General features: G+C 67.9%; 21 protein-coding genes and 2 tRNA genes. 4 read left to right on the top strand and 19 right to left on the bottom strand.

Annotated features, from left to right (window positions below; translation table 11 throughout):
* Window positions 1-48: 48 nt before the first annotated feature.
* Both tig and ACFVDO_RS00775 read right to left on the bottom strand, forming a co-directional pair.
* The gene (gene tig, locus ACFVDO_RS00780) at window positions 49-1,578 is read right to left on the bottom strand and encodes a trigger factor (protein ID WP_378858450.1); all 1,530 of its coding nucleotides are present in this window, start codon (window positions 1,576-1,578) and stop codon (window positions 49-51) included.
* Between the two features lie 60 nt (window positions 1,579-1,638).
* Window positions 1,639-1,715, bottom strand: a tRNA-Pro gene (locus tag ACFVDO_RS00775).
* Between the two features lie 166 nt (window positions 1,716-1,881).
* On the opposite strand from ACFVDO_RS00775, the gene ACFVDO_RS00770 reads away from it, so the two are divergent.
* Window positions 1,882-1,955: transfer RNA gene (locus ACFVDO_RS00770), tRNA-Gly, on the top strand.
* Between the two features lie 62 nt (window positions 1,956-2,017).
* On the opposite strand, the gene ACFVDO_RS00765 is transcribed toward ACFVDO_RS00770, so the two are convergent.
* The gene (locus ACFVDO_RS00765) at window positions 2,018-2,593 is read right to left on the bottom strand and encodes a hypothetical protein (RefSeq protein WP_378858449.1); all 576 of its coding nucleotides are present in this window, start codon (window positions 2,591-2,593) and stop codon (window positions 2,018-2,020) included.
* 727 nt (window positions 2,594-3,320) lie between these two features.
* Between ACFVDO_RS00765 and ACFVDO_RS00760 the strand changes: the two genes are divergently transcribed.
* On the top strand, window positions 3,321-4,559 hold the full coding sequence (locus ACFVDO_RS00760) for a tyrosine-type recombinase/integrase (RefSeq protein WP_378858448.1): 1,239 nt from the start codon (window positions 3,321-3,323) through the stop codon (window positions 4,557-4,559).
* Window positions 4,560-4,630: 71 nt separating this feature from the next.
* Window positions 4,631-5,824, top strand: coding sequence for a hypothetical protein (locus tag ACFVDO_RS00755; protein ID WP_378858447.1), 1,194 nt, complete (start codon window positions 4,631-4,633; stop codon window positions 5,822-5,824).
* A 63-nt stretch (window positions 5,825-5,887) separates the two neighbouring features.
* Here ACFVDO_RS00755 and ACFVDO_RS00750 read toward each other — a convergent pair whose 3' ends face one another.
* The 16 genes from ACFVDO_RS00750 to ACFVDO_RS00675 all read right to left on the bottom strand — a co-directional run bounded on the left by ACFVDO_RS00750 (window position 5,888) and on the right by ACFVDO_RS00675 (window position 21,967).
* Window positions 5,888-6,241 (bottom strand): RNA polymerase-binding protein RbpA, encoded by a 354-nt coding sequence (locus ACFVDO_RS00750; protein ID WP_116242969.1) that lies wholly within the window; start codon window positions 6,239-6,241, stop codon window positions 5,888-5,890.
* The gene (gene secG, locus ACFVDO_RS00745) at window positions 6,241-6,489 is read right to left on the bottom strand and encodes a preprotein translocase subunit SecG (protein WP_378858446.1); all 249 of its coding nucleotides are present in this window, start codon (window positions 6,487-6,489) and stop codon (window positions 6,241-6,243) included. Before secG ends, ACFVDO_RS00750 begins: the two co-directional genes overlap by 1 nt.
* 84 nt (window positions 6,490-6,573) lie before the next feature.
* On the bottom strand, window positions 6,574-7,362 hold the full coding sequence (gene tpiA, locus ACFVDO_RS00740; RefSeq protein ID WP_378858445.1) for a triose-phosphate isomerase: 789 nt from the start codon (window positions 7,360-7,362) through the stop codon (window positions 6,574-6,576).
* Complete coding sequence (locus tag ACFVDO_RS00735; RefSeq protein WP_378858444.1) at window positions 7,353-8,579, bottom strand: phosphoglycerate kinase; 1,227 nt, start codon at window positions 8,577-8,579, stop codon at window positions 7,353-7,355. Before ACFVDO_RS00735 ends, tpiA begins: the two co-directional genes overlap by 10 nt.
* Window positions 8,580-8,589: 10 nt before the next feature.
* Window positions 8,590-9,600, bottom strand: a complete 1,011-nt coding sequence (gene gap, locus ACFVDO_RS00730; protein WP_378858443.1) for a type I glyceraldehyde-3-phosphate dehydrogenase — start codon at window positions 9,598-9,600, stop codon at window positions 8,590-8,592.
* Window positions 9,601-9,701: 101 nt separating this feature from the next.
* The gene (locus ACFVDO_RS00725; RefSeq protein WP_378858442.1) at window positions 9,702-10,328 is read right to left on the bottom strand and encodes a superoxide dismutase; all 627 of its coding nucleotides are present in this window, start codon (window positions 10,326-10,328) and stop codon (window positions 9,702-9,704) included.
* A 199-nt stretch (window positions 10,329-10,527) separates the two neighbouring features.
* Window positions 10,528-11,520 (bottom strand): DNA-binding protein WhiA, encoded by a 993-nt coding sequence (whiA, locus tag ACFVDO_RS00720; RefSeq protein ID WP_378858441.1) that lies wholly within the window; start codon window positions 11,518-11,520, stop codon window positions 10,528-10,530.
* Window positions 11,521-11,604: 84 nt separating this feature from the next.
* Window positions 11,605-12,507: an RNase adapter RapZ gene (gene rapZ / locus ACFVDO_RS00715; RefSeq protein ID WP_378858440.1), complete on the bottom strand. Its 903-nt coding sequence runs from the start codon at window positions 12,505-12,507 to the stop codon at window positions 11,605-11,607.
* Between the two features lie 25 nt (window positions 12,508-12,532).
* Window positions 12,533-14,428, bottom strand: coding sequence for an excinuclease ABC subunit UvrC (gene uvrC / locus ACFVDO_RS00710; RefSeq protein ID WP_378858439.1), 1,896 nt, complete (start codon window positions 14,426-14,428; stop codon window positions 12,533-12,535).
* Window positions 14,428-17,316, bottom strand: coding sequence for an excinuclease ABC subunit UvrA (uvrA, locus tag ACFVDO_RS00705; RefSeq protein ID WP_378858438.1), 2,889 nt, complete (start codon window positions 17,314-17,316; stop codon window positions 14,428-14,430). The genes uvrC and uvrA overlap by 1 nt, the downstream gene beginning before the upstream one ends.
* 46 nt (window positions 17,317-17,362) lie before the next feature.
* Complete coding sequence (locus ACFVDO_RS00700) at window positions 17,363-17,914, bottom strand: hypothetical protein (protein ID WP_378858437.1); 552 nt, start codon at window positions 17,912-17,914, stop codon at window positions 17,363-17,365.
* Window positions 17,911-19,248, bottom strand: coding sequence for a DUF58 domain-containing protein (locus ACFVDO_RS00695; RefSeq protein WP_378858436.1), 1,338 nt, complete (start codon window positions 19,246-19,248; stop codon window positions 17,911-17,913). Before ACFVDO_RS00695 ends, ACFVDO_RS00700 begins: the two co-directional genes overlap by 4 nt.
* Window positions 19,249-19,255: 7 nt before the next feature.
* Complete coding sequence (locus ACFVDO_RS00690) at window positions 19,256-20,257, bottom strand: AAA family ATPase (RefSeq protein ID WP_378858435.1); 1,002 nt, start codon at window positions 20,255-20,257, stop codon at window positions 19,256-19,258.
* Window positions 20,258-20,746, bottom strand: a complete 489-nt coding sequence (locus ACFVDO_RS00685; protein WP_378858434.1) for a hypothetical protein — start codon at window positions 20,744-20,746, stop codon at window positions 20,258-20,260. It abuts the gene before it with no gap.
* Window positions 20,743-21,441 (bottom strand): DUF4129 domain-containing protein, encoded by a 699-nt coding sequence (locus tag ACFVDO_RS00680; RefSeq protein ID WP_378886821.1) that lies wholly within the window; start codon window positions 21,439-21,441, stop codon window positions 20,743-20,745. The genes ACFVDO_RS00685 and ACFVDO_RS00680 overlap by 4 nt, the downstream gene beginning before the upstream one ends.
* 82 nt (window positions 21,442-21,523) lie before the next feature.
* Entirely contained in the window at window positions 21,524-21,967 is a 444-nt protein-coding gene (locus tag ACFVDO_RS00675) for a MarR family winged helix-turn-helix transcriptional regulator (protein ID WP_378858432.1), read from the bottom strand.
* A gap of 45 nt (window positions 21,968-22,012) precedes the next feature.
* Between ACFVDO_RS00675 and ACFVDO_RS00670 the strand changes: the two genes are divergently transcribed.
* The gene (locus ACFVDO_RS00670) at window positions 22,013-22,255 is read left to right on the top strand and encodes a hypothetical protein (RefSeq protein WP_378858431.1); all 243 of its coding nucleotides are present in this window, start codon (window positions 22,013-22,015) and stop codon (window positions 22,253-22,255) included.
* Window positions 22,256-22,260: the final 5 nt, after the last annotated feature.

Below are 22,260 nucleotides of genomic sequence, written 5' to 3'. Positions count from 1 at the left end.
GAGAGGCGGATGCCGCAGCATCCGCCTCTCGTCACGATCCGTGTGAGCTCACTCGGCCTTCTCGGCCTCGTCCTTCTTCTCCGCGGCCTTCTTGGCGGCGCGGGTCTTCGGGGCGGGCTTCTCAGCGGCCTCGGCCTCGTCGGCCTTCTTCGCGGCAGTCTTCTTCGCGGGCGCCTTCTTGGCGGGGGCCTCGGCGTCGTCCGACTTCTCCGCAGCCTTCTTGGCGGGAGCCTTCTTGGCCGGAGCCTTCTTGGCCGGCTTCTCCTCGGCAGCAGCCTCGTCGGCGGCGTCCTCGTCGGAGTCGTCGCCGATGACCGGGGTCAGGTCGACGGCCTTGCCGTTGCTGTCCACGACCGAGACCTTGCCGAGGGCGAGGGCCAGTGCCTTGTTGCGGGCGACCTCGCCGACCAGGGCGGGAAGCTGGTTGCCTGCCTGCAGCGCCTCGACGAACTCCTGCGGAGCCATGCCGTACTGCGCGGCGGACTGGACGAGGTACTGGCTGAGCTCCTCCTGCGACACCTGCACGTTGGAGCCCTCGGCGATGGTGTCGAGCAGCACCTGCGTCCGGAACTGCTTCTCGCTGGCCTCGGCGACCTCGGCGCGGTGCTCGTCGTCCTCGAGGCGACCCTCGGACTCGAGGTGGTTGTGCACCTCATCCTCGATGAGCTGTGCCGGGACCGGGATCTCGATCTGCTCGAGCAGCGTCTCGATGAGCTGGTCGCGAGCGGCGGAGCCCTGCGTGAACAGGCCCTGCTCGGAGACGCGCTCGACGAGGCTGTCACGCAGCTCGGCGATGGTGTCGAACTCGCTCGCCATCTGGGCGAAGTCGTCGTCGGCCTCGGGCAGCTCGCGCTCCTTGACGGCCTTGACGCTGACGGAGACCTCGGCCTCCTCGCCGGCGCGGTCGCCGCCGACCAGCTTCGAGCGGAAGGTGGTGTCCTCACCAGCGGTGAGGGAGTCGATGGCCTCGTCGATGCCCTCGAGCAGCTCGCCGGAGCCGATCTCGTAGGAGACGCCGTCGGCGCGGTCGATCTCGGTGCCGTCGATCGTCGCGACGAGGTCGAGGTCGACGAAGTCGCCGTTGGCGGCCGGGCGGTCCACGGGGATCAGCGTGCCGAAGCGGCTGCGCAGGCGGTCGAGCTCGGCGTCGACGGCGGCGTCATCGGTCTCGACGGCGTCGACGGTCACGGTGATGCCGGACAGGTCGGGCAGCTCGATCTCGGGGCGCACGTCGACCTCGACGTCGACCAGCAGGTCGCCGGAGAAGTCCTTCTCGTTCGGCCACTGGGTGATGTCGGCCGAGGGGCGACCCACGACGCGGACCTCGTGCTCTGCAGCGGCCTCGCGGAAGAAGCGGTCGAGCGCCTCGTTCACGGCGTGCTCGATGACCGCGCCGCGGCCGATGCGCTGGTCGATGATCGGCGCGGGGACCTTGCCCTTGCGGAAGCCGGGGATCTGCACGTCCTGAGCGATGTGCTCGTAGGCGTGCTCGATGCTGGGCTTGAGGTCCTCGGGGGTGACCGTGATCGTGAGCTTGACCCGGGTCGGGGACAGCTTCTCGACGGTGCTGTTGGCCATGCTGGTTCGTTCTCCTTGTGATTTCCGCGCCCAAGGCGCGGCCGTGAGTATCGGGGGCCGTGGTCGGGGCGACAGGATTTGAACCTGCGACCTCCCGCTCCCAAAGCGGGCGCTCTACCAAGCTGAGCTACGCCCCGGTAACACCCGCACACGCGGGAACGGCCTCCACGAGTCTAACGGACGGGAGCACTCGATCCGTCCGCTATGCTTGTGAAGCCGGTCCGGGGATGTAGCTCAACCGGGTCGGCCGCCAGGAGTGGCAAAAGAACTTAATACCGACGTTGGCGGGAAACCGTCCACTTCGGGGCTGTAGCTTAATGGTAAAGCCTCTGTCTTCCAAACAGATGACGCGAGTTCGATTCTCGTCAGCCCCTCCAAATCCAAGAACGCCCATCTCCTCGATCTGAGGCAGGACGGGCGTTCCGCCGTCCATGGGATTTCACTCCCTGCGCGAACGCGAGATGTTAACTCCGACCAACGGGGCGACGGCCTCTTCGAAAGCCGCAAGCTCGCGCTTGTATTCCTCCGCATAATCAAACAGGGCATTGAGTTGCTCCGACGTCATTTGGGCAGTCTGCCCCGAGTGCAGCAGAGCATGAATCGGTGACATCACGCTTGTCGCAGCCTCCATACGCTCGCGAAGCGCCTTGATGCTCGGCTGCAATGCGGCGTCCCGGACGAACATGCGGAGCTTCGCACTTGCTTGGATGTGCGCAAGCCGTACCCGTCCGTAAGTCTCCATGTTCTCCCTGACCCTTTCGTCAGCCAAGGAGCCACCGTCTCTGGATGCGGCGACGGAGAGCACGGTGCTCGCTACGACCTGCTGCGCCCAGTCCTGCCCCGACTGCACGAAGGTGAACACGAGATCTCTCGCGCCCGCACGATCGTCACGGACTTGCTTACGCCTGTCTGTGCGCTCAGCATGTCGATTAGTGAGCCAGACCCCGCCAAGCGCGCCAGCCAGAGCCGCCACCGGCGCGATCAGCGCCCCAAGAACGTCATCCCATCCATCCATATCGCAATCTTGGCAGTGACGGCTGCGGTCACACCTGCGCGGCAAAGGCCTCGAATTGATCTGCGCGCTCGGTGTAGTCCACGGGCGCAAAGCTCCATGAGTCATGTCCGTCGTGGTTACGGACGCGTACCCGATCCGCCGACTGCCCTGAGAGGGCTTGGCTCCCGCTGCGAGGATCAGAGATGCATGGATGTAGCGGAGGCCCTTCAGGTGGACCCCCGGGGCAACTTAACGAGCTTGGCGGCAGGGCGTGGCGCGAAGCAGAGCAGCGCGCCGATGCTGACTGGACATGTGTAGTCCTGGACGTGGCACTTGGAGTGGCGTCCCGGCCGGAAGAGCGCGTCAGGATTCCCACTATCCGGATGCGCCAGCAGGTGCTTCCTCAACTCCATCGCCAGAGCACTATGGATAATCGGCTCGTCGTCGATCGAGCGCTAGGACTTGGGCGTTGCCTAATGTCCATTCTTTAGTGATCCGCATGTACCTCCGCCGCACCTCGATGCGGCCTGCCCCAAGGATTACGTCCTACACCCGTAGCCCTGCGAACTGCGCCACGCGTAGGCCGGTCAACGCGACGAAGTGGATGAGCAGCCCGTGCTTCTTGTGGCCCACTAGCTCACCGAGCGGCGCGCCGGCTGGCCCATCGTCAAGAACACCGGCTCAAACCCTCGGAGCGCTCGTTCGCGTCAAGCTTGGCGCACGGCACGCGGCAGTTATGCTCACGAACATGGATAGAACCAGATGGGATGGGCTCGTCCAGGAGTTTCTCCATCATCGTGCCTTCGCTAGAGGAACGCGGGAGGCCTATGATCTTGCGCTACGCAACTACCTTGACTGGTGTCAAGCGGGCTCGGTCGACCCGGAGTCTGCCACCAAGCTGGAATTTCTCTATTTCCGACGCCACCTCATCGATCGGCGTCTGGCAGATCACACGGTAAGGTCTCGCTTCAAGGCCGTGCGTCGCTTTTACGACTTCCTCGTGCAGTCTGAAGTCGTGGGGACAAATTCTGCGTTAAATGTCGACCTCGGCCAGTACCCAATGGCGTTCAGGAATGTGTTGACCTTTGATGAACTGTGCAGAATGTGGGATGTTACATCGGGACGCGAACGAGTCATCGTTGGCCTGCTAGGAATCTGTGCTATGCGACGCGATGAAATTCGCGTTGCAACCATCGAAGATCTCCGCGAGCGTAGCGAAATGACGTTTATCGAGATACCGCGGCGTCAGCACTCATTCGATCTTGGGTACGTTGTCATCCCGGAACTATTGACGCGAGAGCTTCGAACCGAGCTCGGCGATCGACGATCGGGGCTCTTGATACCCGGCCGCGACGGCAAGCAACAGGTCGCCGCGTCTTACGTGAATCAGGTTGTCAGGCGCGCCGGAACACGTGCAGGAGTGCCGTTCGCTGTTACGACTCTCACGCTGACCTACGCTCTGCGTCGCCTTGCTGTGGAGAACCGATTCTCTTACGTCAGTGTTGTCCGTTCTGCGGCGGACGGCGATCCACGTCGACTCAACGAGTTCCTCCGCAACGTCGACCTTCCGTTTCGTGAACACTCTTCAGTCCGGTTGGGGAACATGGTCGAGGCGCGCCTATCCGCCGACTCGCAACTTCTGCTGCAATCGGAGAACTTGCTGCTCGATCGCTATCAGCAGCCTGCGACTGCTGTCATGATGGCAGGCGCAACGCTCGAACGGGTCCTGCGTGAGGTGTCGATGTCTCACGGTCTCGTCATCACGAAGAAGGACCCGACTATCAGCACTTATGCGACACTGCTCCGGAGCGAAGAGCTCATTTCGATCGGGCAGCTTCGTACAGTCGAAAGAATTCTTAGCTTCCGAAACGACGCGGCCCATGGATGGTTTGAATCGATCGCGCGTAGCGACGCAGATTGGGTACTACAGGAAGTCCGGAAGCTCATTCCAGCTTTGAGGTCCACGCAGCGAATTCCCGTGGGCTAGACCCAACGAGACAAGCGTGCCACGGCCGAATGAAGCGACCATCAGTCTGATAGGCGTGGGATGATCTCGCCATGGACGAGTTCGTGCCGGATTCCGCGGAGCCGGGGCTCCCCGAGCCGCCGCCGCTTCCCGTGGCGGAGCCCGCCGCTCGGTCGCGACGGCGCACCTGGCTGTGGATCTCCGGCGCCGTGGTCATCACGGCCCTGACCGTCGCCGGAGTGCAGCTGTGGGCGAATCTCTCCTACGACGACGCGGAGGAGACATTCCTCCATGCGCGCGTCGCCGCCGCTCCGGCGACGGCGACGCTGATCGCCACCATGGACAGTGCAGACGAGCGCACCGCAGCCGCGCGAGCGCTGGACGGTGTCAGCACCCCCGAGCTCCTCGGAGCCGACGACAGGGCCGCGCTGTCGGAAGCGGCCGAAGGACTTTCGAAGCATCGTGCGGAAGCCGAGCGGATCGGGCTCTCCATCCCGCGTGAGCCCGCGAAGAAGCCGGTGATGCCCTGGGAGCTGTTCGGTCAGGCATCCGACCTGGGCGAGCGCGCCTCGGCGCTCGAGGACCGCACCGCCGCGCAGGACGACGCCGCACGGTCGCTCGACGACGAAGTCGGCGACGTCGATGCGCTCGGCGGCCGCATCCTCGACGCCGCGCAGGCCGCCGTCCCGGCGATCGAGAAGGCGTCGGTCGACTCGCGCTTCGCTCCGATCATCGAGCTGCGCAAGGCCGACGACGAGGTGAAGAACTCAGGCGACCGCCTGGACGAGAACGCCTCCGCGAGCATGCTCCGCTTGGACAAGGCGGTCACTGCAGTGCGGGCATCTGCCACAACGGAGCTGGCTGCCAAGGCCGGCCCGCTGTACGACACGCGCCGCAAGATCGAGGCGTACGCGCGGTCGATCTCGGGTGGCGTGCTGCTCGAGTTCGTCTGGACCGATCGGCTGCTCGGTCAGGGTGCCGGTCAGTCGGGCGCCGGCACGGCGACCTGGGACGCGAACGACGGCGGCACCTCCCACATCACGCTCACGAACTCCATCGCGCGCTACTGGCCTGCGGAGTGGACCCGCGCACTCGTCGCACACGAGGTCGGGCACTCGATCTCGGCGAAGTGCTATGAGAAGTTCGACTGGGAGAACGAGCAGGCGAACGAGCAGTGGGCCACCGCCTGGGCGATGAGCTGGGGCTACGACGCGTATCCTGCGGGCGCGGACAACTACGGCATGCCGCCGAAGAGCATGCTGCAGGCAGCGAAGACCTGCCGCTGAGCACCCGGCCCTGAACGCACAGAACCCCGGAACCTCAGGTCCCGGGGTTCTGCAGCAAGCGGACTACTGACCGCGGCGCTCGCGCAGCTGCGTCAGCGCGTCGTCGAGAAGCTGCTCGGCCTCCTCGTCGGTACGGCGCTCCTTCACGTAGGCGAGGTGCGTCTTGTACGGCTCGGCCTTGGCCAGCTCCGGCGGGTTCTGCTTGTCGCGCCCTGCCGGGAGACCGGTGTGCGGGTGGTCGATGATGTCCGGGATCTCCTCCTCGGGCAGGCCCGCCGCGAAGTACCGCACGGTCTCGTTGCCGAGGCCGTCCCAGTACGAGACCGCGATGCGGTCGGCGTGATAGCCGTGGTCCTGCTCCCCCATCGGGCCTGAGCCGACGCGGGTACCGCGGATCGCGTTGCCACCGGTGGCCATCAGACCACCCCGACCTTCGTGATGAGGCCGAGCCCGACGATCGAGATGAACCACACCAGGGCCAGCACGATCGTGAACCGGTTGAGGTTGCGCTCCGCAAGGCCCGACGAGCCGACGGCCGCGGTCATACCGCCGCCGAACATGTCGGACAGACCGCCACCGCGGCCCTTGTGGAGAAGGATGAGAAGAGTCAGCAGAACGCTGCTGATGCCCAGCAGCACCTGCAGCACGAACTCGAGAACCTGCACGGGTAGAAGCCTTTCACCGGGGCCGAACGGCCCGCATGACTGTCGATTATACGGGGTCGCCGGTTCCGGGCCCCATTGCGCCGCTCAGACGCCGACGTGCTTCTCGAACCGGATGATCGCCGCGAACTCGTCCACGACGAGGCTCGCGCCGCCCACCAGGGCGCCGTCGACGTCGGGCTCGCGCATGAAACTCGCGATGTTGCCGGACTTCACGCTGCCGCCGTACAGCACGCGCGTGCGTGCCGCGGCATCCTCATCGAGAACACGGGCGATCACCTGGCGGAGCGCCTGGCAGACCTCCTGCGCCTGCGCCGGCGTCGCCGCCTGGCCGGAGCCGATCGCCCAGACCGGCTCGTAGGCCACGACGATGTCGGCGGATGCCGGGACGCCGGCCAGAGCCGCCTCGAGCTGCCCGGCGGGCACGGCGCTCGCGCCGTGGGTCTCCAGGTCCTCAGCCGTCTCGCCCACGCAGATCACCGGCACCAGACCGTGCTTCAGCGCGGCGAGCACCTTCGCGTTCACGATCTCGTCCGACTCCGCGTGATACTCACGACGCTCGGAGTGCCCGATGATCACGTAGCCCACACCGAGCTTCGACAGGAACGCACCGGACACCTCACCGGTGTACGCCCCGGAGTCGTGCGCCGAGACGTCCTGAGCGCCGAGACCGAAGGCGATCTTGTCGGCGTCGATCAGCGTCTGCACGCTGCGGATGTCGGTGAAGGGCGGGAACACCGCCACCTCGACCGAGCCGTTCTCGTGCCCGGCATCCTTCAGCGTCCAGTGCAGCTTCTGCACGGTGGCGACCGCCTGCAGGTGGTCCAGGTTCATCTTCCAGTTGCCCGCGATCAGCGGAACCCTCTTCACACCCATCCGAGTACCTCCAAGCCGGGGAGCTTCTTGCCCTCGAGGAACTCGAGGCTTGCGCCTCCGCCCGTCGAGATGTGTCCGAACTGGTCGTCGGCGAAGCCGAGCTGACGCACAGCTGCTGCCGAGTCGCCGCCACCGACCACGCCGAGACCGTCGATCTCGGTGAGAGCCTGCGCGACGGCCTTGGTCCCGGCTGCGAAGGCCGGGAACTCGAACACGCCCATCGGGCCGTTCCAGAACACCGTCCTCGAGTCGCGGATGGCCGCAGCGAAGGCGTCAGCGGTGTCGGGTCCGATGTCGAGGCCGATACCGGAGGCGCCGAACGAGCTCTGCTCGATCGCGTCGGCGGCGACCACCTCGTGAGAGGCGTCGGCCGCGAAGCCGGATGCCACGACGACGTCGGTCGGCAGCACGAGCTCGACCCCGCGCTCCCTCGCATCGGCGATGTAGCCGCGAACGGTGTCCAGCTGGTCCTTCTCGAGCAGGCTGGAGGCCACGGCGTGCCCCTCGGCCGCGAGGAAGGTGAACAGCATGCCGCCGCCCACGAGCAGACGGTCGACGCGCGGCAGCAGGTGCGAGATGACACCCAGCTTGTCGCTCACCTTCGACCCGCCGAGGACGACCGTGTACGGGCGCTCGGGGTTCTCGGTGAGGCGGTCGAGCACGTCGAGCTCGGTCGCGATCAGCAGTCCGGCCGCGGAGGGCAGCTGCTGGGCGAGCTCGTACACGCTGGCCTGCTTGCGGTGCACGACGCCGAAGCCGTCGGACACCATCGCGTCGCCGAGGGCGGCGAGACGACCGGCGAACGCGGCGCGCTCGGCGTCGTCCTTCGAGGTCTCCCCTGGGTTGAACCGCAGGTTCTCCAGCACGACGACATCGCCGCCCTGAAGCGAGGCGACGGCCTGCTGGGCCGACTCGTCCACCGTGTCCGACGCGAACGCGACGGGCTTGCCGAGCAGTTCGGACAGGCGCTGCGCCACCGGCGCGAGGCTGTACTGCGGGTCGGGCGCGCCATCGGGGCGACCGAGGTGGGAGCAGACGACGACGCGGGCGCCGGCGCTGATCAGGGCGTTGAGAGTCGGCAGGGAGGCCCTGACGCGGCCATCGTCCGTGATGACCCCGTCCCGCAGGGGGACATTGAGGTCACAACGGACGATGACGCGCTTGCCTTCCAGCGACCCGACGGTCTCCGTGAGGGAGTCGAGGGTGCGCAGTGTCATGGAAGAGAGTTTAGAGACGCTCGGCCACGTACTCGGTCAGGTCGACGAGACGGTTGGAGTAGCCCCACTCGTTGTCGTACCAGCTCGAGACCTTGACGAGGTTGCCGTCGACGTTGGTCAGGCCGGCGTCGAAGACCGAGGAGTGCGGGTCGAGCTGGATGTCGCTCGACACGATCGGGTCCTCGTTGTACTTCAGGATGCCCTGCAGGCGTCCCTCGGCCGCTGCCTCGCGGTACGCGGCGTTGATCTCGTCGATGGTGAGGTCGTCGCGATCGGTCACCAGGGTGAGGTCGACGATCGAGCCGGTGGGCACCGGGACGCGGTACGACGAGCCGCTGAGCTTGCCGTTCAGCTCGGGCAGCACGAGGCCGATGGCCTTGGCAGCGCCGGTCGACGCCGGGACGATGTTGATCGCCGCGGCGCGGGCGCGGTGCAGGTCGCCGTGCGGGCCGTCCTGCAGGTTCTGGTCGGCGGTGTACGCGTGTGCGGTCATCATGAAGCCGCGCTGAATGCCGAACTTGTCGTTGAACACCTTGGCCAGCGGCGCGAGGCAGTTCGTGGTGCAGGACGCGTTCGAGATGATGTTGTGGTTCGCCGGGTCGTAGGTCTCCTCGTTCACGCCGATGACGAACGTGCCGTCCGCGCCGGTGGCGGGAGCGGAGATGATGACCTTCTTGGCACCGCCGGCGATGTGCTTGGCGGCGTCCTCGGCCTTGGTGAAGCGACCGGTCGACTCGATGACGATGTCGACGCCCAGCTCGCCCCAGGGGAGGTTCGCGGGGTCGCGCTCCTCGAAGACCTTGATGTCCTTGCCGCCGACGGTGATCACGTCACCCTCGTAGGAGACATCCACACCGAGGCGTCCGCCGACGGAGTCGTACTTCAGCAGGTGCGCGAGGGCCTTGTTGTCAGTGAGGTCGTTGACAGCGACGATCTCCAGGTCAGCGTTCTGCGCGAGCGCCGCGCGGAGGAAGTTACGCCCGATACGACCGAAGCCGTTGATACCGATCTTGACAGACACGAAAGTCTCCTGGTTCTTACTCGAGGAATTGCGTGATTCTTGCGGATTGCACGGACAACGGCGTCCTGATGGGCTTGAACGCCCATCAGGACGCCCATCTTTTACGACAGTACCAGCAGACCCGAGGTGTTCTCGCGCGCCGTTACGAACCGCTGGGACACGTTCTCCCAGTTCGCGATGTTCCACGCGGCCTTCACGTAGTCGGCCTTGACGTTGAGGTAGTCGAGGTAGAACGCGTGCTCCCACATGTCCAGCTGGAACAGCGGGATGGTGCCCTGGGCGGTGTTGCCCTGCTGGTCGAACAGCTGCTGGATGATCAGGCGAGCGCCGATCGGGTCCCAGCTCAGCACGGCCCAGCCGGAGCCCTGGATGCCCATGGCCGCAGCGGTGAAGTGCGCCTGGAACTTCTCGAAGGAGCCGAAGAACTCCTCGATGGCGGCCTTCAGCTCGCCTTCGGGCTGGCCTCCGCCGTTCGGCGACAGGTTCGTCCAGAAGATCGAGTGGTTGACGTGGCCGCCGAGATGGAACGCGAGGTCCTTCTCGAGACGGTTGACGTTCGCGAAGTTGCCGGTCTCCCGGGCCTCCGCCAGCTGCTCCAGCGCAGCGTTCGCGCCGGCGACGTACGCGGCGTGGTGCTTGTCGTGGTGCAGCTCCATGATCTTGGCGCTGATGTGCGGCTCGAGTGCCGCGTAGTCGTACGGAAGGTCGGGGAGCGTGTAAGTCGCCATGTCGAATTCATCCAATCCGCGCCGCGCCGCGGCGCTTGTCGTTCCCCTGCGCCGCCGTGTGCGGGGCAGAGCGGACGAGTCTCATCCTACTGACGACAACGCAGTCATGGACCGGATGCTTCCGCAGATGACCCGCGGAAAAACGCACGTGGGCGCCTCCGTTACGGAAGCGCCCACGATGCGGAAAAATCTGTCGGTGTCAGCCGTCGAGACCGGCTGGAACGGCCGCCTCGGTGCCGGGGATTCCCTCCTGCTGTGCACGCTTGTCCGCCATCGCGAGCAGACGGCGGATGCGGCCGGCGACGGCGTCCTTGGTCAGCGGCGGCTCAGCGTGGTGGCCGAGCTCGTCCAGGCTCGCCTCGCGGTGCTCCAGACGCAGACGTCCAGCCAGACGCAGGTGATCGGGAACCTCCTCGCCGAGGATCTCCAGCGCGCGCTCGACGCGGGCGCAGGCGGCGACCGCGGCCTGTGCGGACCGGCGCAGGTTGGCGTCGTCGAAGTTCACCAGGCGGTTCACGCCGGCGCGCACCTCACGGCGCTGACGCATCTCCTCCCAGGCGGCGGCGGTGCGCTGCGCACCCATCACCGCGAGGATGCCGCGGATCGACTCACCCTCGCGCACGACGACGCGCGGCATGCCGCGCACCTCGCGGGCCTTGGAGGCGATGCCGAGGCGGTGTGCGGCACCGACCAGGGCCATCGCGGCCTCGGACGACGGGCATGCGATCTCGAGCATGGCCGAGCGACCGGGCTCGCTGAGCGAACCGGCGGCGAGGAACGCCCCGCGCCAGATGCCGGCGAGCTCCTCGCGGGAGCCTGTGGTCAGACGGTTCGGCAGACCGCGGACCGGACGGCGACGCGGATCGAGCAGACCGGTCTGCCTGGCCAGCGTCTCGCCGGCGGCGATGACGCGCACAGCCCAGCGCGGGCTCTCGGCCGCACCACCGGTCTGGGCGGTGCTGGACTTGACCTGGGCGATCTCGGGACGGACTCCGTAGATCTCGGCGAGGTCGCGGGCGACACGACGCGCCAGCGTCTCGGCATCCACCTCGGCCTCGACGGCGACGCGACCCGCGATGGAGTGCAGTCCGCCGGCGAACCGGAGGATGGTGGTCACCTCCGCGACGCGCACCGAAGGGGGTGCGTTCCGAATGCTGACCAGTTCCGCCTTGACGTCGGTGGTTAGTGCCACGGGACTCCTCTTGCTCCGCGCGCCGGATCGCGGCGCAAGGGACCAGCTTACTAGGAACCGGACCCTGCCGACGATCCGCCCACCTTACTCCCGACCGAGATCGCGGTGTCTGATGTTGATCGCGACGCCCGGGATCTTGCCCAGCCTGCGACCCAGTTCCTCCGCCATCGCGACCGAGCGGTGCTTGCCGCCGGTGCATCCGATCGCGACCGTGGAGTGGCTCTTGTTCTCTCGCTGGTACCCCTCGAGCACAGGCACGAGTGCGGCGGCGTAGGCATTCAGGAACTCCTGCGCGCCGTCCCGTGAGAGCACGAACTCGCGCACCGGCTCATCCTGGCCCGTGAGACCGCGCAGGTCGTCGTTCCAGAACGGGTTCGGCAGGAAGCGCATGTCGGCCACGAGGTCGACGTCGGTGGGCAGGCCGTACTTGAAGCCGAAGCTGAGCAGCGTGAGGCGATGTCTCGCGGCGCCTTCCTCGGAGAACATCTCGGTCACCTGCGTGGCGAGCTGATGGATGTTCAGGCTCGAGGTGTCGATCACCAGGTCGGCGGCCTCACGGACCATCGCCAGACGCGACCGCTCCGTCCGGATGCCGTCCAGCAGCGTCCCGTCGCCCTGCAGCGGGTGCGGACGGCGCACCGATTCGAAGCGGCGGACCAGGACGTCGTCGGAGGCGTCGAGGAAGAGCACCTTCACTCCGGAGCCGCGGGAGCGCAGCGCCCTGGCGACCCCGGGGAAGTCATCGAAGAGGCTGCGGCCGCGCACATCGACGACCGCGGCGACCTTCGGCAGATTCGCACCGCCCATGCCGGTGAGGTCGAGCAGCGGACGCAGGATCTGCGGCGGCAGATTGTCGACCACGTACCAGCCGAGGTCCTCGAGCGCGTTGGCGGCCGTCGTCCGGCCCGCCCCCGACATGCCCGTGACGATCAGGAACTCGCCGTGCTCCTCGACAGTGGCCTCTTCCGCAGTCTCCCCCGCAGTCATGCCGCCCCTTCCCTCGGCATCCAGCTTAGGCGTTTTCCACGGCCCCCTTCGAGAGCCGCGCCTGGATGCTGCGCGCGAGCGCAGGTCCGATGCCCGAGACCTCCTGGATCTGCTCCGCGTCGGCGGCTCGCAGCTTCGCGACCGAGCCGAAATGCTTCAGCAGCGCCTTGATCCGGGCATCCCCCAGTCCCGGCACCTCGGAGAGCACGGTCGTGATGTCGCGCCGGCGCCTGCGGCGCTGATGCGTGATCGCGAACCGGTGTGCCTCATCGCGCAGCCGCTGCACGAGATACAGCGCCTCACTGGTCCGCGGCAGGATGACAGGGAAGTCATCGCCAGGCAGCCAGATCTCCTCGAGACGCTTGGCGATCCCGCACAGCGCTATCCCAGTCGCGCCGCTGTCGCGCAGCGCCCGCTCCGCCGCCGCGACCTGCGGCTGCCCTCCGTCGACGATCAACAGCTGAGGACGGTAGGCGAAGCGGGGGCGGGCCCTCTCCCCCGCGACGGCCTCGGTCGTCGGGTCGGGCGTCGGCTCGGGGGAACGATCGATGTGCGCGAGCCGGCGCATCAGCACCTGGTACATCGAGTCCGTGTCATCCGTCGTCTCGGCGATGTTGAACGAGCGGTACTGGTCTTTGCGAGGCAGGCCGTCCTCGAACACCACCATCGACGCGACGACGTTCGTGCCGCTGAGGTGCGAGATGTCGTAGCACTCGATGCGCAGCGGCGCCTCGTCCATGCCGAGCGCCTCCTGCAGGTCGGTGAGGGCCTGCGTGCGCGCGACGTAGTCGCTGGTGCGCTTCGTCTTGTGCCGGATCAGCGCCTGCGTCGCGTTCAGCGTCGCGGTGCGCATCAGCTCGGCTCGCTGTCCGCGCTGCGCGACGGCGATCTCGACCTTGCGGCCGCGCTTCTCGCGCAGCCACTCCTCCAGCTCGGCGGCATCGTCAGGCAGCCATGGCACCAGGATGCGGCGCGGGATGTCGGCGGACTCGCCGTAGGCGCGCTGCAGCACCTGATCGACGAGCTCGGGACCGGCGATGTCGATCTCCTTGTCGATCGCCGTGGCACGCACACCGCGCACACGGCCGCCGCGGATCACGAAGTGCTGCACCGCTGCGGAGAGCTCATCCTCGGCGATGCCGAACAGGTCGGCGTCCTCGTCGGCGGCGAGCACCAGTGCGCTCTTGCCGAGCACGGCGTCGATCGAGGCGAGCTTGTCGCGGTACTTCGCCGCGGCCTCGTAGTCCATCGCGGCGGAGGCCTCCCGCATGCGCTTCGTGAGTTCGCGGGTGAAGCGCTCGTCACCGCCCTCCATGAACGCGATGAAGTCGTCGACCATCGCGCGGTGCTCCTCGATGGTGCAGGTCATCGAGCACGGACCGCCGCACCGGCCGATCTGGCCGGGGAAGCACGGCCGGCCCGTGGCCATCGCCTTGCGGTAGCTGGAGTCGCTGCAGGTGCGGATCGGGAACGCCCTGATCATCAGCTCGATCGTGTCGTGCACCGCCCACACCTTCGGGAACGGACCGAAGTACTTCGCCCCCGGGATGCGACGGTTGCGGGTCACGATCACGCGTGGCGCCTCGTCGGCGAGGGTGATCGCCATGAACGGGTAGGACTTGTCGTCCTTGTAGCGCACGTTGAACGGCGGATCGAACTCCTTGATCCACATGTACTCCAGCTGGAGCGAGTCGACGTCGGTCGCGACGACGGTCCATTCCACGGATGACGCGGTCGTGACCATCCGCCTGGTGCGTTCGTGCAGCGTGCGCAGCGGTGCGAAGTAGTTCGACAGCCGCTGGCGCAGGTTCTTCGCCTTGCCGACGTAGAGCACCCGGCCGTCCGCGTCGCGGAACCGGTAGACCCCGGGATCGGTCGGTATCTCCCCTGTCCGCGGCTTGTACGGAAGGACGTCCGCCATCAGCCGGCCTTGCGCGCGGCGCCCCCGAGACCGAGAACCTCGGCGAGGAACTGGCCGGTGTGGCTGCCCTCGGCGCGCGCGATCTGCTCGGGCGTACCGGTCGCGATGATCTCGCCGCCGCCCGAACCGCCCTCGGGGCCGAGGTCGATCACCCAGTCGGCGGACTTGATCACGTCGAGGTTGTGCTCGATGACGATGACGGTGTTGCCCTTGTCGACCAGACCGTTCAGCACTTCGAGCAGTTTGCGCACGTCTTCGAAGTGCAGGCCGGTGGTCGGTTCGTCGAGCACGTAGATCGATCGGCCGTTCGAGCGGCGCTGCAGCTCGGTTGCGAGCTTGACGCGCTGCGCCTCGCCGCCGGAGAGCGTGGTCGCCGACTGCCCGAGCCGCACGTAGCCGAGCCCGACGTCGACCAGGGTCTTCATGTAGCGGTGGATGGCCGGGATCGCCTCGAAGAAGGACGCGGCCTCCTCGATGGGCATCTCCAGCACCTCGGCGATGTTCTTGCCCTTGTAGTGCACTGAGAGCGTGTCGCGGTTGTACCTCTTGCCGTGGCACACCTCGCAGTCGACGTACACGTCGGGCAGGAAGTTCATCTCGATCTTGATCGTGCCGTCACCGGAGCATGCGTCGCAGCGGCCGCCCTTGACGTTGAAGCTGAACCTGCCGGGAAGGTAGCCGCGCACCTTCGCCTCGGGCGTCTCGCTGAACAGCGTGCGGATGCGGTCGAACACACCGGTGTAGGTCGCCGGGTTCGATCGCGGGGTGCGGCCGATCGGCGCCTGATCGACGTGCACGACCTTGTCGAGGTTGTCGAGACCGGTGACCCTGGTGTGCTTGCCCGGCACGGTTCGTGCGCCGTTGAGCTTCGAGGCGAGCACCTGGTAGAGGATGTCGTTGACCAGCGACGACTTGCCCGATCCGCTCACGCCGGTGACGGCGGTGAGCACGCCCAGCGGGAAGTCCGCTGACACGTTCTTCAGGTTGTTCTCCCGAGCGCCGACGACTCCGAGCATCCGTTTGCGGTCGATGCGGCGGCGCTTGGCCGGCGTCGTGATCTCGCGACGGCCGGCGAGATAGTCGCCGGTGATCGAGTCGGTGTCGGCCAGCAGCGCGGAGTAGGGCCCGGAGTGCACGACCTCTCCCCCGCCGACGCCTGCGCCGGGGCCGATGTCCACGACCCAGTCGGCGGCCTGGATGGTCTCCTCGTCGTGCTCGACCACGATCAGGGTGTTGCCCAGGTCGCGCAGCGTCTCCAGCGTCTCGATCAGGCGACGGTTGTCGCGCTGGTGCAGGCCGATCGACGGCTCGTCCAGCACGTACAGCACTCCGGTCAGGCCGGAGCCGATCTGTGTCGCGAGGCGGATGCGCTGAGCCTCACCGCCGGACAGCGAACCCGCCGAGCGGCTGAGGTTGAGGTAGGCCAGGCCGACCTGCAGCAGGAAGTCGAGCCGCAGCCGGATCTCGCGCAGCACCTGCGCGGCGATCTTGGCCTCGCGGTCCGACAGCACCAGGGTCTCCATGAAATCGCGGGCATCGGCCAGGCTGAGGTGCGAGACCTCCGAGATCGAGTGCCCGTGCACCAGCACCGACAGCACTTCGGGACGCAGACGGTCGCCCTTGCAGACGGGGCACGGCACCTCGCGAAGGTACTCGGCCCAGCGCTGGCGCTGGCTGTCGGACTCGGCCTGCATGTACTGCCGCTCGATGTAGGGCACCACGCCCTCGAATCCGGAGGTGTAGCGCATCTCGCGCCCGTACCGGTTCTTCCACTTGACGGTGACCTTGTAGTTGTCGCCGCGCAGCACCGCCTCGCGCACATCGGAGTGCAGCTTGTGCCAGGGCGTGTCGAGCGAGAAGTCCAGGTCGTTCGAGAGCCCCTCGAGCAGTCGCTCGTAGTACTGGAACAGCCCCTTCCCCTGCGTGGTCCACGGGATGATGACGCCCTCGCGGATCGACAGCTCCTGGTCGCCGAGCATGAGGTCGACGTCGACCGACATCCGGGTGCCGAGGCCCGAGCACGCCGGGCACGCGCCGAACGGCGCGTTGAACGAGAACGTGCGCGGCTCGATCTCGGTGAGGGTGATCGGATGCCCGTTCGGGCAGGCCAGCTTCTCGGAGAAGGACTGCCAGGCGGCATCCCCCTCCTCGTCGACGAAGTTGACCTGCATGACGCCACCGGCAAGGCCCAGCGCGGTCTCGACCGAGTCGGTCACGCGGCCGAGGATGTCGCCGGCCGCGACGAGGCGGTCGACGACCACGGCGATGTCGTGCTTGTAGCTCTTCTTCAGCTTCGGCGGCTCGGCCAGCTGGATGAGGTCGCCATCGACGATCGCACGCGAATAGCCCTTCGCGCCCAGCTCGCGGAACAGGTCGACGAACTCGCCCTTCTTCTGCGAGACCACGGGGGCGACGATCTGGTAGCGGGTGCGCTCGGGCAGCTCCATGAGCTGGTCGGCGATCTGCTGCACCGTCTGGCGCTGGATGCGCTCCCCGCACTCGGGGCAGTGCGGCACGCCGATGCGCGCCCAGAGCAGGCGCATGTAGTCGTAGATCTCGGTGATCGTGCCGACGGTCGAACGCGGGTTGCGGTTGGTCGACTTCTGGTCGATCGACACCGCGGGGCTGAGGCCCTCGATGAAGTCGACGTCCGGTCGGTCGACCTGGCCGAGGAACTGGCGCGCGTAGGCGCTCAGCGACTCGACGTAGCGGCGCTGACCCTCCGCGAAGATCGTGTCGAACGCGAGGCTGGACTTGCCGGAACCAGACAGGCCGGTGAAGACGACCAGCGAGTCGCGAGGGATCTCGATGTCGACGTTCTTGAGATTATGCACGCGGGCACCGCGGACACTGAGTTTTCCTGAGCTGGCGACGGGAACAATGGGCACCAGACAAGTCTAGGAGGGGCCACCGACATCGGGCCCGGACGCCCTCTCAGGCGGCGCCGCCGGCATCCGCTCTGCGCAGCGCGCGCAGAGCGAACATGACACCTGCAAGCAGCATCACGGCACCCAGGGGCGCCAGCCACGCGATCGCCGTGCCCGCCGCACCGGCGACCAGCAGCGATCCACCGAATGCGATCGGCTGCGCGATCAGCTGGATCACCACGAACCGGCGCGCACTCGGCAGCAGCGCCCGCAGTGCGACCCGCGTGCGCAGCGAGATGGTCAAGCCGATGCCGGCCAGCACGTGGATCGCGTGCACGAACAGCACCGCCAGTGCGGTGTGCGCCGGCGAAGGCTCGGACACGAACAGACCGACCGGGACGCCGACGGCGGCGACCCAGCCCAACATCGTGCGCGGCACGATGACACTCGCGAGGGCCGCCACGATGGCGATCCACTGCCACATCGGCAGTGGGATCACCGTGAACGCGGCCGCGACGGCCATCGCCACGAGGGCGAGGCGCACGACCGCACCAGGTACGGAAGCCGGCACCCGGAAGGTGTGCGGCCGCGGACGACCGCGCAGCGAGAGCCCGGTCATCGTCGCACCACCATAGGTGCGGACCGGCCTCCGCGCTGGAGCATCCTCAGCACGGCATCCGCGTCGCCCTCGCGCCACCTCAGCACCTCGACACCGGTGCGGCGCAACTCGCTCAGGATGTCGCCCTGCTCGGCGAGCAGGGTGCGGATCGCCAGGCGCTGCTCGCGGCTCAGCCGGGAGTCATCAGGCTCCGGCAGCACGTCGACAGCGACGACCGCATGACCCGTCGCCCGCCACCGCGTCGCGAGCTCGGCCGCAGCGCCGTCGAAGAAGGTGGAGAGCACGAACACGATCGACCCCTGCGGCACCGGAGGAGTGCGTCGGTATCGCGAGCCGTCGCCGCTGACGCCGGTGGCCGCGATCACATCACGCAGGCGGGCCAGATACCGGGCACCCGCGCCGCTGCGCAGCGTGCGGCCGCCGGGCGCGAGTTCGTGGAACGCCACCCGGTCACCGGTCTCGATCGCCGCGGTCGCGATCGAGAGGGCGGCTTCCCTCGCGAGATCCAATGAGGTCGTGCCGCTGCGCTCGATGTCGGCGGTGCCCCAGGTCGCGACGACCTGTCCGAGGTCGTCGGCGGTGTCGACTGCGATCACCACCGAGCTGTCGCTCAGCGTGTTGACCCGACGGACGTAGAGCTCGCCAGGGATGCGCGCCAGTCGCGCGGTCGCGCGCCAGTCCACGCGCCGCAGCTCGTCACCCGGGGCGAAGGGGTGGATGTCGCGGAAGTCGCCACCCTGACCGGGTCGGGCGCCCTCGTGGCCGCCGTGCAGTCCGGTCAGTCGCGGTGCGACGGGGATCTCACGGAGTCTGCGCAGGGCGGGCGCCGCGTTCCAGCGCAGGCGCGCCGTGGGTGACGCTGCCGAGACCCACGCGCCGTCCAGGGCGACGCACCGTGCTGTCACTTCGAGCAGCTCGATCGGCCCGGAATGACGCAGCCGGCTGCGGGTCCGGAGCGCACCGATCGTCGGGACGACGTCGGCCATCCCTGTCCGGCGCCCCGCCTGATCCACGGCGACCTGCACCCAGTCCGCGTCCGCGGCGATGTCGACCCGCGCGGTGACCTCGCCGGCGCGCTCACCTGCCGCGGCTTCGAGCCCCACCGTCGCTTCGCCCCCTGAGGGCCGGCGCAGCAGTGCCCAGACGAACGCCAGCGCGAGCGGCAGTCCGACGGCCACCAGGTCGGGACGGGACGTGGCGAGCCCGGTCCCGGCCAGCAGCACCGCCCCCGCGAGCGCCACCGCGACCACAGGAGTTCGGTGCCACGTCAGCGCGACGTGCATGTCGGTGCGATCTCCGGTGGCCGCCGCTCCCCCGGCGCCTTCCTTGCTCATGCGCGCCTCATCGCGCCGGCGTTCCGGCCGACGCCCCGCTCGGAGCCCCGGCGATGGTCGGCGGCACTGGAGTCTGCGCGACCACGCTGGCCACGATCGAGGCCGGATCGATCCCCTGCGCCCATGCCTGCGGCGTGAGGGTCAGGCGATGAGCGAGCACCGGCTCGGCGATGCGCTTGATGTCATCGGGACGCACGTACGAGCGCCCGTCCAGGGCCGCGAGCGCGCGGCCGACGAGCACCAGCGCCTGCGAGCCGCGAGGCGAGGCGCCGACGGCCACGTTCGTCGCCGCACGAGTGGCGCGCACCACGTCGACGCAGTAGCGCGCGACGTCGGGATCGACGTGGATGCGCTCGACGGCGGCCTGCAGGGCGAGCAGGCCCTCCGCGTCGATCACGGTCTCGACCGGCGCATCCGGGGTCTGCCTCTGCACGCGATCGAGGATGATCCGCGTCTCGCCCTCCGCACTCGGGTACCCCACCGACAGCCGGACCATGAAGCGGTCCAGCTGCGCCTCCGGCAGCGCGTAGGTGCCCTCGTACTCGATCGGGTTCGAGGTGGCGATCACGTGGAACGGCGCGGGCAGCGGGTACCTGTCGCCCTCGACGGTGACCTGCCGTTCGGCCATGGCCTCGAGCATCGCGGACTGGGTCTTCGGCGTCGTGCGGTTGATCTCGTCGGCGAGCAGCAGGCCGGTGAAGATCGGTCCGGGACGGAATCGGAACTCCCCTGTCGCCGGGGCGTAGACATAGGACCCCGTGACATCGCCGGGGAGCATGTCAGGCGTGCACTGCAGGCGGCGGAAGTCCAGACCGAGGGCGGTGGCGATGCTGCGTGCGGCGAGCGTCTTGCCGAGACCGGGGACGTCTTCGAAGAGCACGTGCCCGCCGGCCAGGATCGCGGCGAGGGCGACCGTGAGGGGGCCGTCCATGCCCACCACCGCGCCACGGACGCTGTCCAGCACGCGGCGGCCGATGTCCTCGATCCGGGTGATCTCGTCGGTGTCCATCTATCTCTCCTGACTCGCCGTGACGGCGCTGGACGTGGGAATGCGGTCGACGGCGTCCAGGACCAGTTCGAGGTCTCGGCGACGCACCTCGCGGCGACCGAACACCTCACGGACATCGCGACCGACCAGGGCGTCGATCCGCTCGAAATCGGCCGGGTCATCGAGGTCGAGACCGTGTCGGGCGAGGCGCCGACGCAGCACCTGCTGCACCCGGGCGACGATGACGTGACCGGCGATGCCGGTGCGCGGGTTGACCGACCATGCCAGCCGAGAGACGTCCGAACCGCGCTGAAGGACGGTCTGCTGCTCCGGTGGCCACATCCCTCCCTCGTCGATGAACGGCTGCTGGAAGGCCAGCACGATCACTCCGACGATGAGCAGCCAGGCGAGCGTGAACTCGACAGGGCTGCCGAGCCAGGTCATGATCGTCAGCACGATGCCGGCGGCGATGAGCACGCCGATCGTGCCGAGAACGATCCGTCCGTTCATCGCCACTCCTCCTCGAGACGCTCGAGCAGGTCGCGGGCCGCCCGGCGGTCTGCGTCGTCGGCGATGTGGCCCCCGTATCGCACCTGCTCGTAGAGATCCACGAGTGCGCCGACGTCGCTCTCTGTGGCCGCGCGCCGGGCGATGATGCGCAGGGTGTACTCGCGGGGCGTCTCGCTGGCGGCGCGGGCGACGCCCGAATCCGCGGCGGTCTGTTCCAGCCCCACCCAGGCGGCGATGATCGCGTCGCCGGGGTCTCGGGACTCTCCGATGACGTCGATCGCAGCGGCGATGCCACGGCGGATCGCCGCAGCGGCGACGGTCGCTTCGGCGCCGGACGCCGGTTCGTCGTCGATCTCGGCCCCGCCCCTGCGCCGCAGCGGCCGGTCCCGCCACAGCTCCCGGAGCCTGCGGACGACCAGCACGATCAGCAGAACGACGAGCGCGAGCACCGCGAGGCAGACGATGACCGCCCCGACGCTCGCGATGATCGTCGCGAGCAGGTCGTCGCGCTCGGGCAGCTTGATCGGCCCGTCCGTGACGGTGGGCTCCGGCTCCGGAGTCTGCTCGACCGCGTCGCCGGTCCCGAAGTCGACCGCGCGGAACCGCGGCAGCCCCTGGAGCCCGGCGACCAGCATGATGATCAGCACAAGCCCAGAGACCAGCGCACCGGCGATCACGATTCGTGTCACTCCCATGCGTCCTTCAGGAGGACGGGAGCCACGGCGCATGTCTCCACCCTAGAGGCCACGCGGCCAAGCCCCGACCACCGTGAAGAACTCAGAACTCGTCGGGGCGACGCCCGGCGAAAGGCGCCAGTCCATCACGGAGCGCCACGACCTGCCCGACATCCATGCCCACGCGGGCCATGACCTGGCGGGGCACGTCGAGCGCCCGCTCCCGAAGCGCCCTCCCCTCCTCGGTGAGCACGATGTCGAGCCGGCGCTCGTCCTCGGCGCTGCGTTCCCTGCGCACCAACCCGTCCTTCTCCAGCCGCTTCACCAGGGGCGACGCGGTCGCCGGGTCGAGAGCCAGGTCGGCGGCGAGGTCGTGCAGCGAGCGGGGCGAGCGCTCCCAGAGCGCCAGCATCGCCAGATACTGAGGATGCGTCAGACCGAGGGGCTCGAGGATGGGCCGATACACCGAGACCACATTGCGCGCGGCGGTCACCAGCGCGAAGCAGAGCTGGTTCTCGAGGCGCAGCAGGTCGTCGGTTTCGGACATGCCTCGACTCTACACTTCACGCTAATAGTTAGTACACTAATCAACATGACGAAGGATTCCGACCACGTCCCGCTGCGCACCCGGATCAAGGAGGCGGGCGGCCTGTACGCATGGTTCAACGGCAGGCTGATCAAGCTCGCAGGTCCCGCATCCGTCGGCCCCTATGAACCGACTCCCCCGCCGAGCGCCGCCGAACGCGCGGAGCGCGGATGCCCGCTGTGCGGCGCGCCGATGAACCAGCACGAGATCGACCGCAGCGGCCCGAAGCCGCTCATGCACTGCCCCTGAGCACG

Origin of the sequence: Microbacterium sp. NPDC057741, assembly GCF_042798735.1 — a bacterium.
Classification (GTDB): domain Bacteria; phylum Actinomycetota; class Actinomycetes; order Actinomycetales; family Microbacteriaceae; genus Microbacterium.
The sequence above is the reverse complement of the archived record's forward strand: the minus strand, read 5'-3'. Positions and strand labels throughout refer to the sequence as shown.

What these genes read in the sequence shown, in the direction of transcription:
- ACFVDO_RS00700 (WP_378858437.1), bottom strand. Translation starts at nt 17,914, where the DNA reads ATGACCGGGCTCTCGCTGCGCGGTCGTCCGCGGCCGCACACCTTCCGG.
- ACFVDO_RS00755 (WP_378858447.1), top strand. Translation starts at nt 4,631, where the DNA reads ATGGACGAGTTCGTGCCGGATTCCGCGGAGCCGGGGCTCCCCGAGCCG.
- ACFVDO_RS00765 (WP_378858449.1), bottom strand. Translation starts at nt 2,593, where the DNA reads ATGGATGGATGGGATGACGTTCTTGGGGCGCTGATCGCGCCGGTGGCG.
- ACFVDO_RS00760 (WP_378858448.1), top strand. Translation starts at nt 3,321, where the DNA reads ATGGATAGAACCAGATGGGATGGGCTCGTCCAGGAGTTTCTCCATCAT.
- uvrC (WP_378858439.1), bottom strand. Translation starts at nt 14,428, where the DNA reads ATGGCGGACGTCCTTCCGTACAAGCCGCGGACAGGGGAGATACCGACC.
- ACFVDO_RS00690 (WP_378858435.1), bottom strand. Translation starts at nt 20,257, where the DNA reads ATGGACACCGACGAGATCACCCGGATCGAGGACATCGGCCGCCGCGTG.
- tig (WP_378858450.1), bottom strand. Translation starts at nt 1,578, where the DNA reads ATGGCCAACAGCACCGTCGAGAAGCTGTCCCCGACCCGGGTCAAGCTC.
- ACFVDO_RS00695 (WP_378858436.1), bottom strand. Translation starts at nt 19,248, where the DNA reads ATGAGCAAGGAAGGCGCCGGGGGAGCGGCGGCCACCGGAGATCGCACC.
- ACFVDO_RS00735 (WP_378858444.1), bottom strand. Translation starts at nt 8,579, where the DNA reads ATGACACTGCGCACCCTCGACTCCCTCACGGAGACCGTCGGGTCGCTG.
- ACFVDO_RS00725 (WP_378858442.1), bottom strand. Translation starts at nt 10,328, where the DNA reads ATGGCGACTTACACGCTCCCCGACCTTCCGTACGACTACGCGGCACTC.
- ACFVDO_RS00680 (WP_378886821.1), bottom strand. Translation starts at nt 21,441, where the DNA reads ATGGGAGTGACACGAATCGTGATCGCCGGTGCGCTGGTCTCTGGGCTT.
- rapZ (WP_378858440.1), bottom strand. Translation starts at nt 12,507, where the DNA reads ATGACTGCGGGGGAGACTGCGGAAGAGGCCACTGTCGAGGAGCACGGC.
- ACFVDO_RS00670 (WP_378858431.1), top strand. Translation starts at nt 22,013, where the DNA reads ATGACGAAGGATTCCGACCACGTCCCGCTGCGCACCCGGATCAAGGAG.
- tpiA (WP_378858445.1), bottom strand. Translation starts at nt 7,362, where the DNA reads ATGGGTGTGAAGAGGGTTCCGCTGATCGCGGGCAACTGGAAGATGAAC.
- ACFVDO_RS00750 (WP_116242969.1), bottom strand. Translation starts at nt 6,241, where the DNA reads ATGGCCACCGGTGGCAACGCGATCCGCGGTACCCGCGTCGGCTCAGGC.
- ACFVDO_RS00675 (WP_378858432.1), bottom strand. Translation starts at nt 21,967, where the DNA reads ATGTCCGAAACCGACGACCTGCTGCGCCTCGAGAACCAGCTCTGCTTC.
- ACFVDO_RS00685 (WP_378858434.1), bottom strand. Translation starts at nt 20,746, where the DNA reads ATGAACGGACGGATCGTTCTCGGCACGATCGGCGTGCTCATCGCCGCC.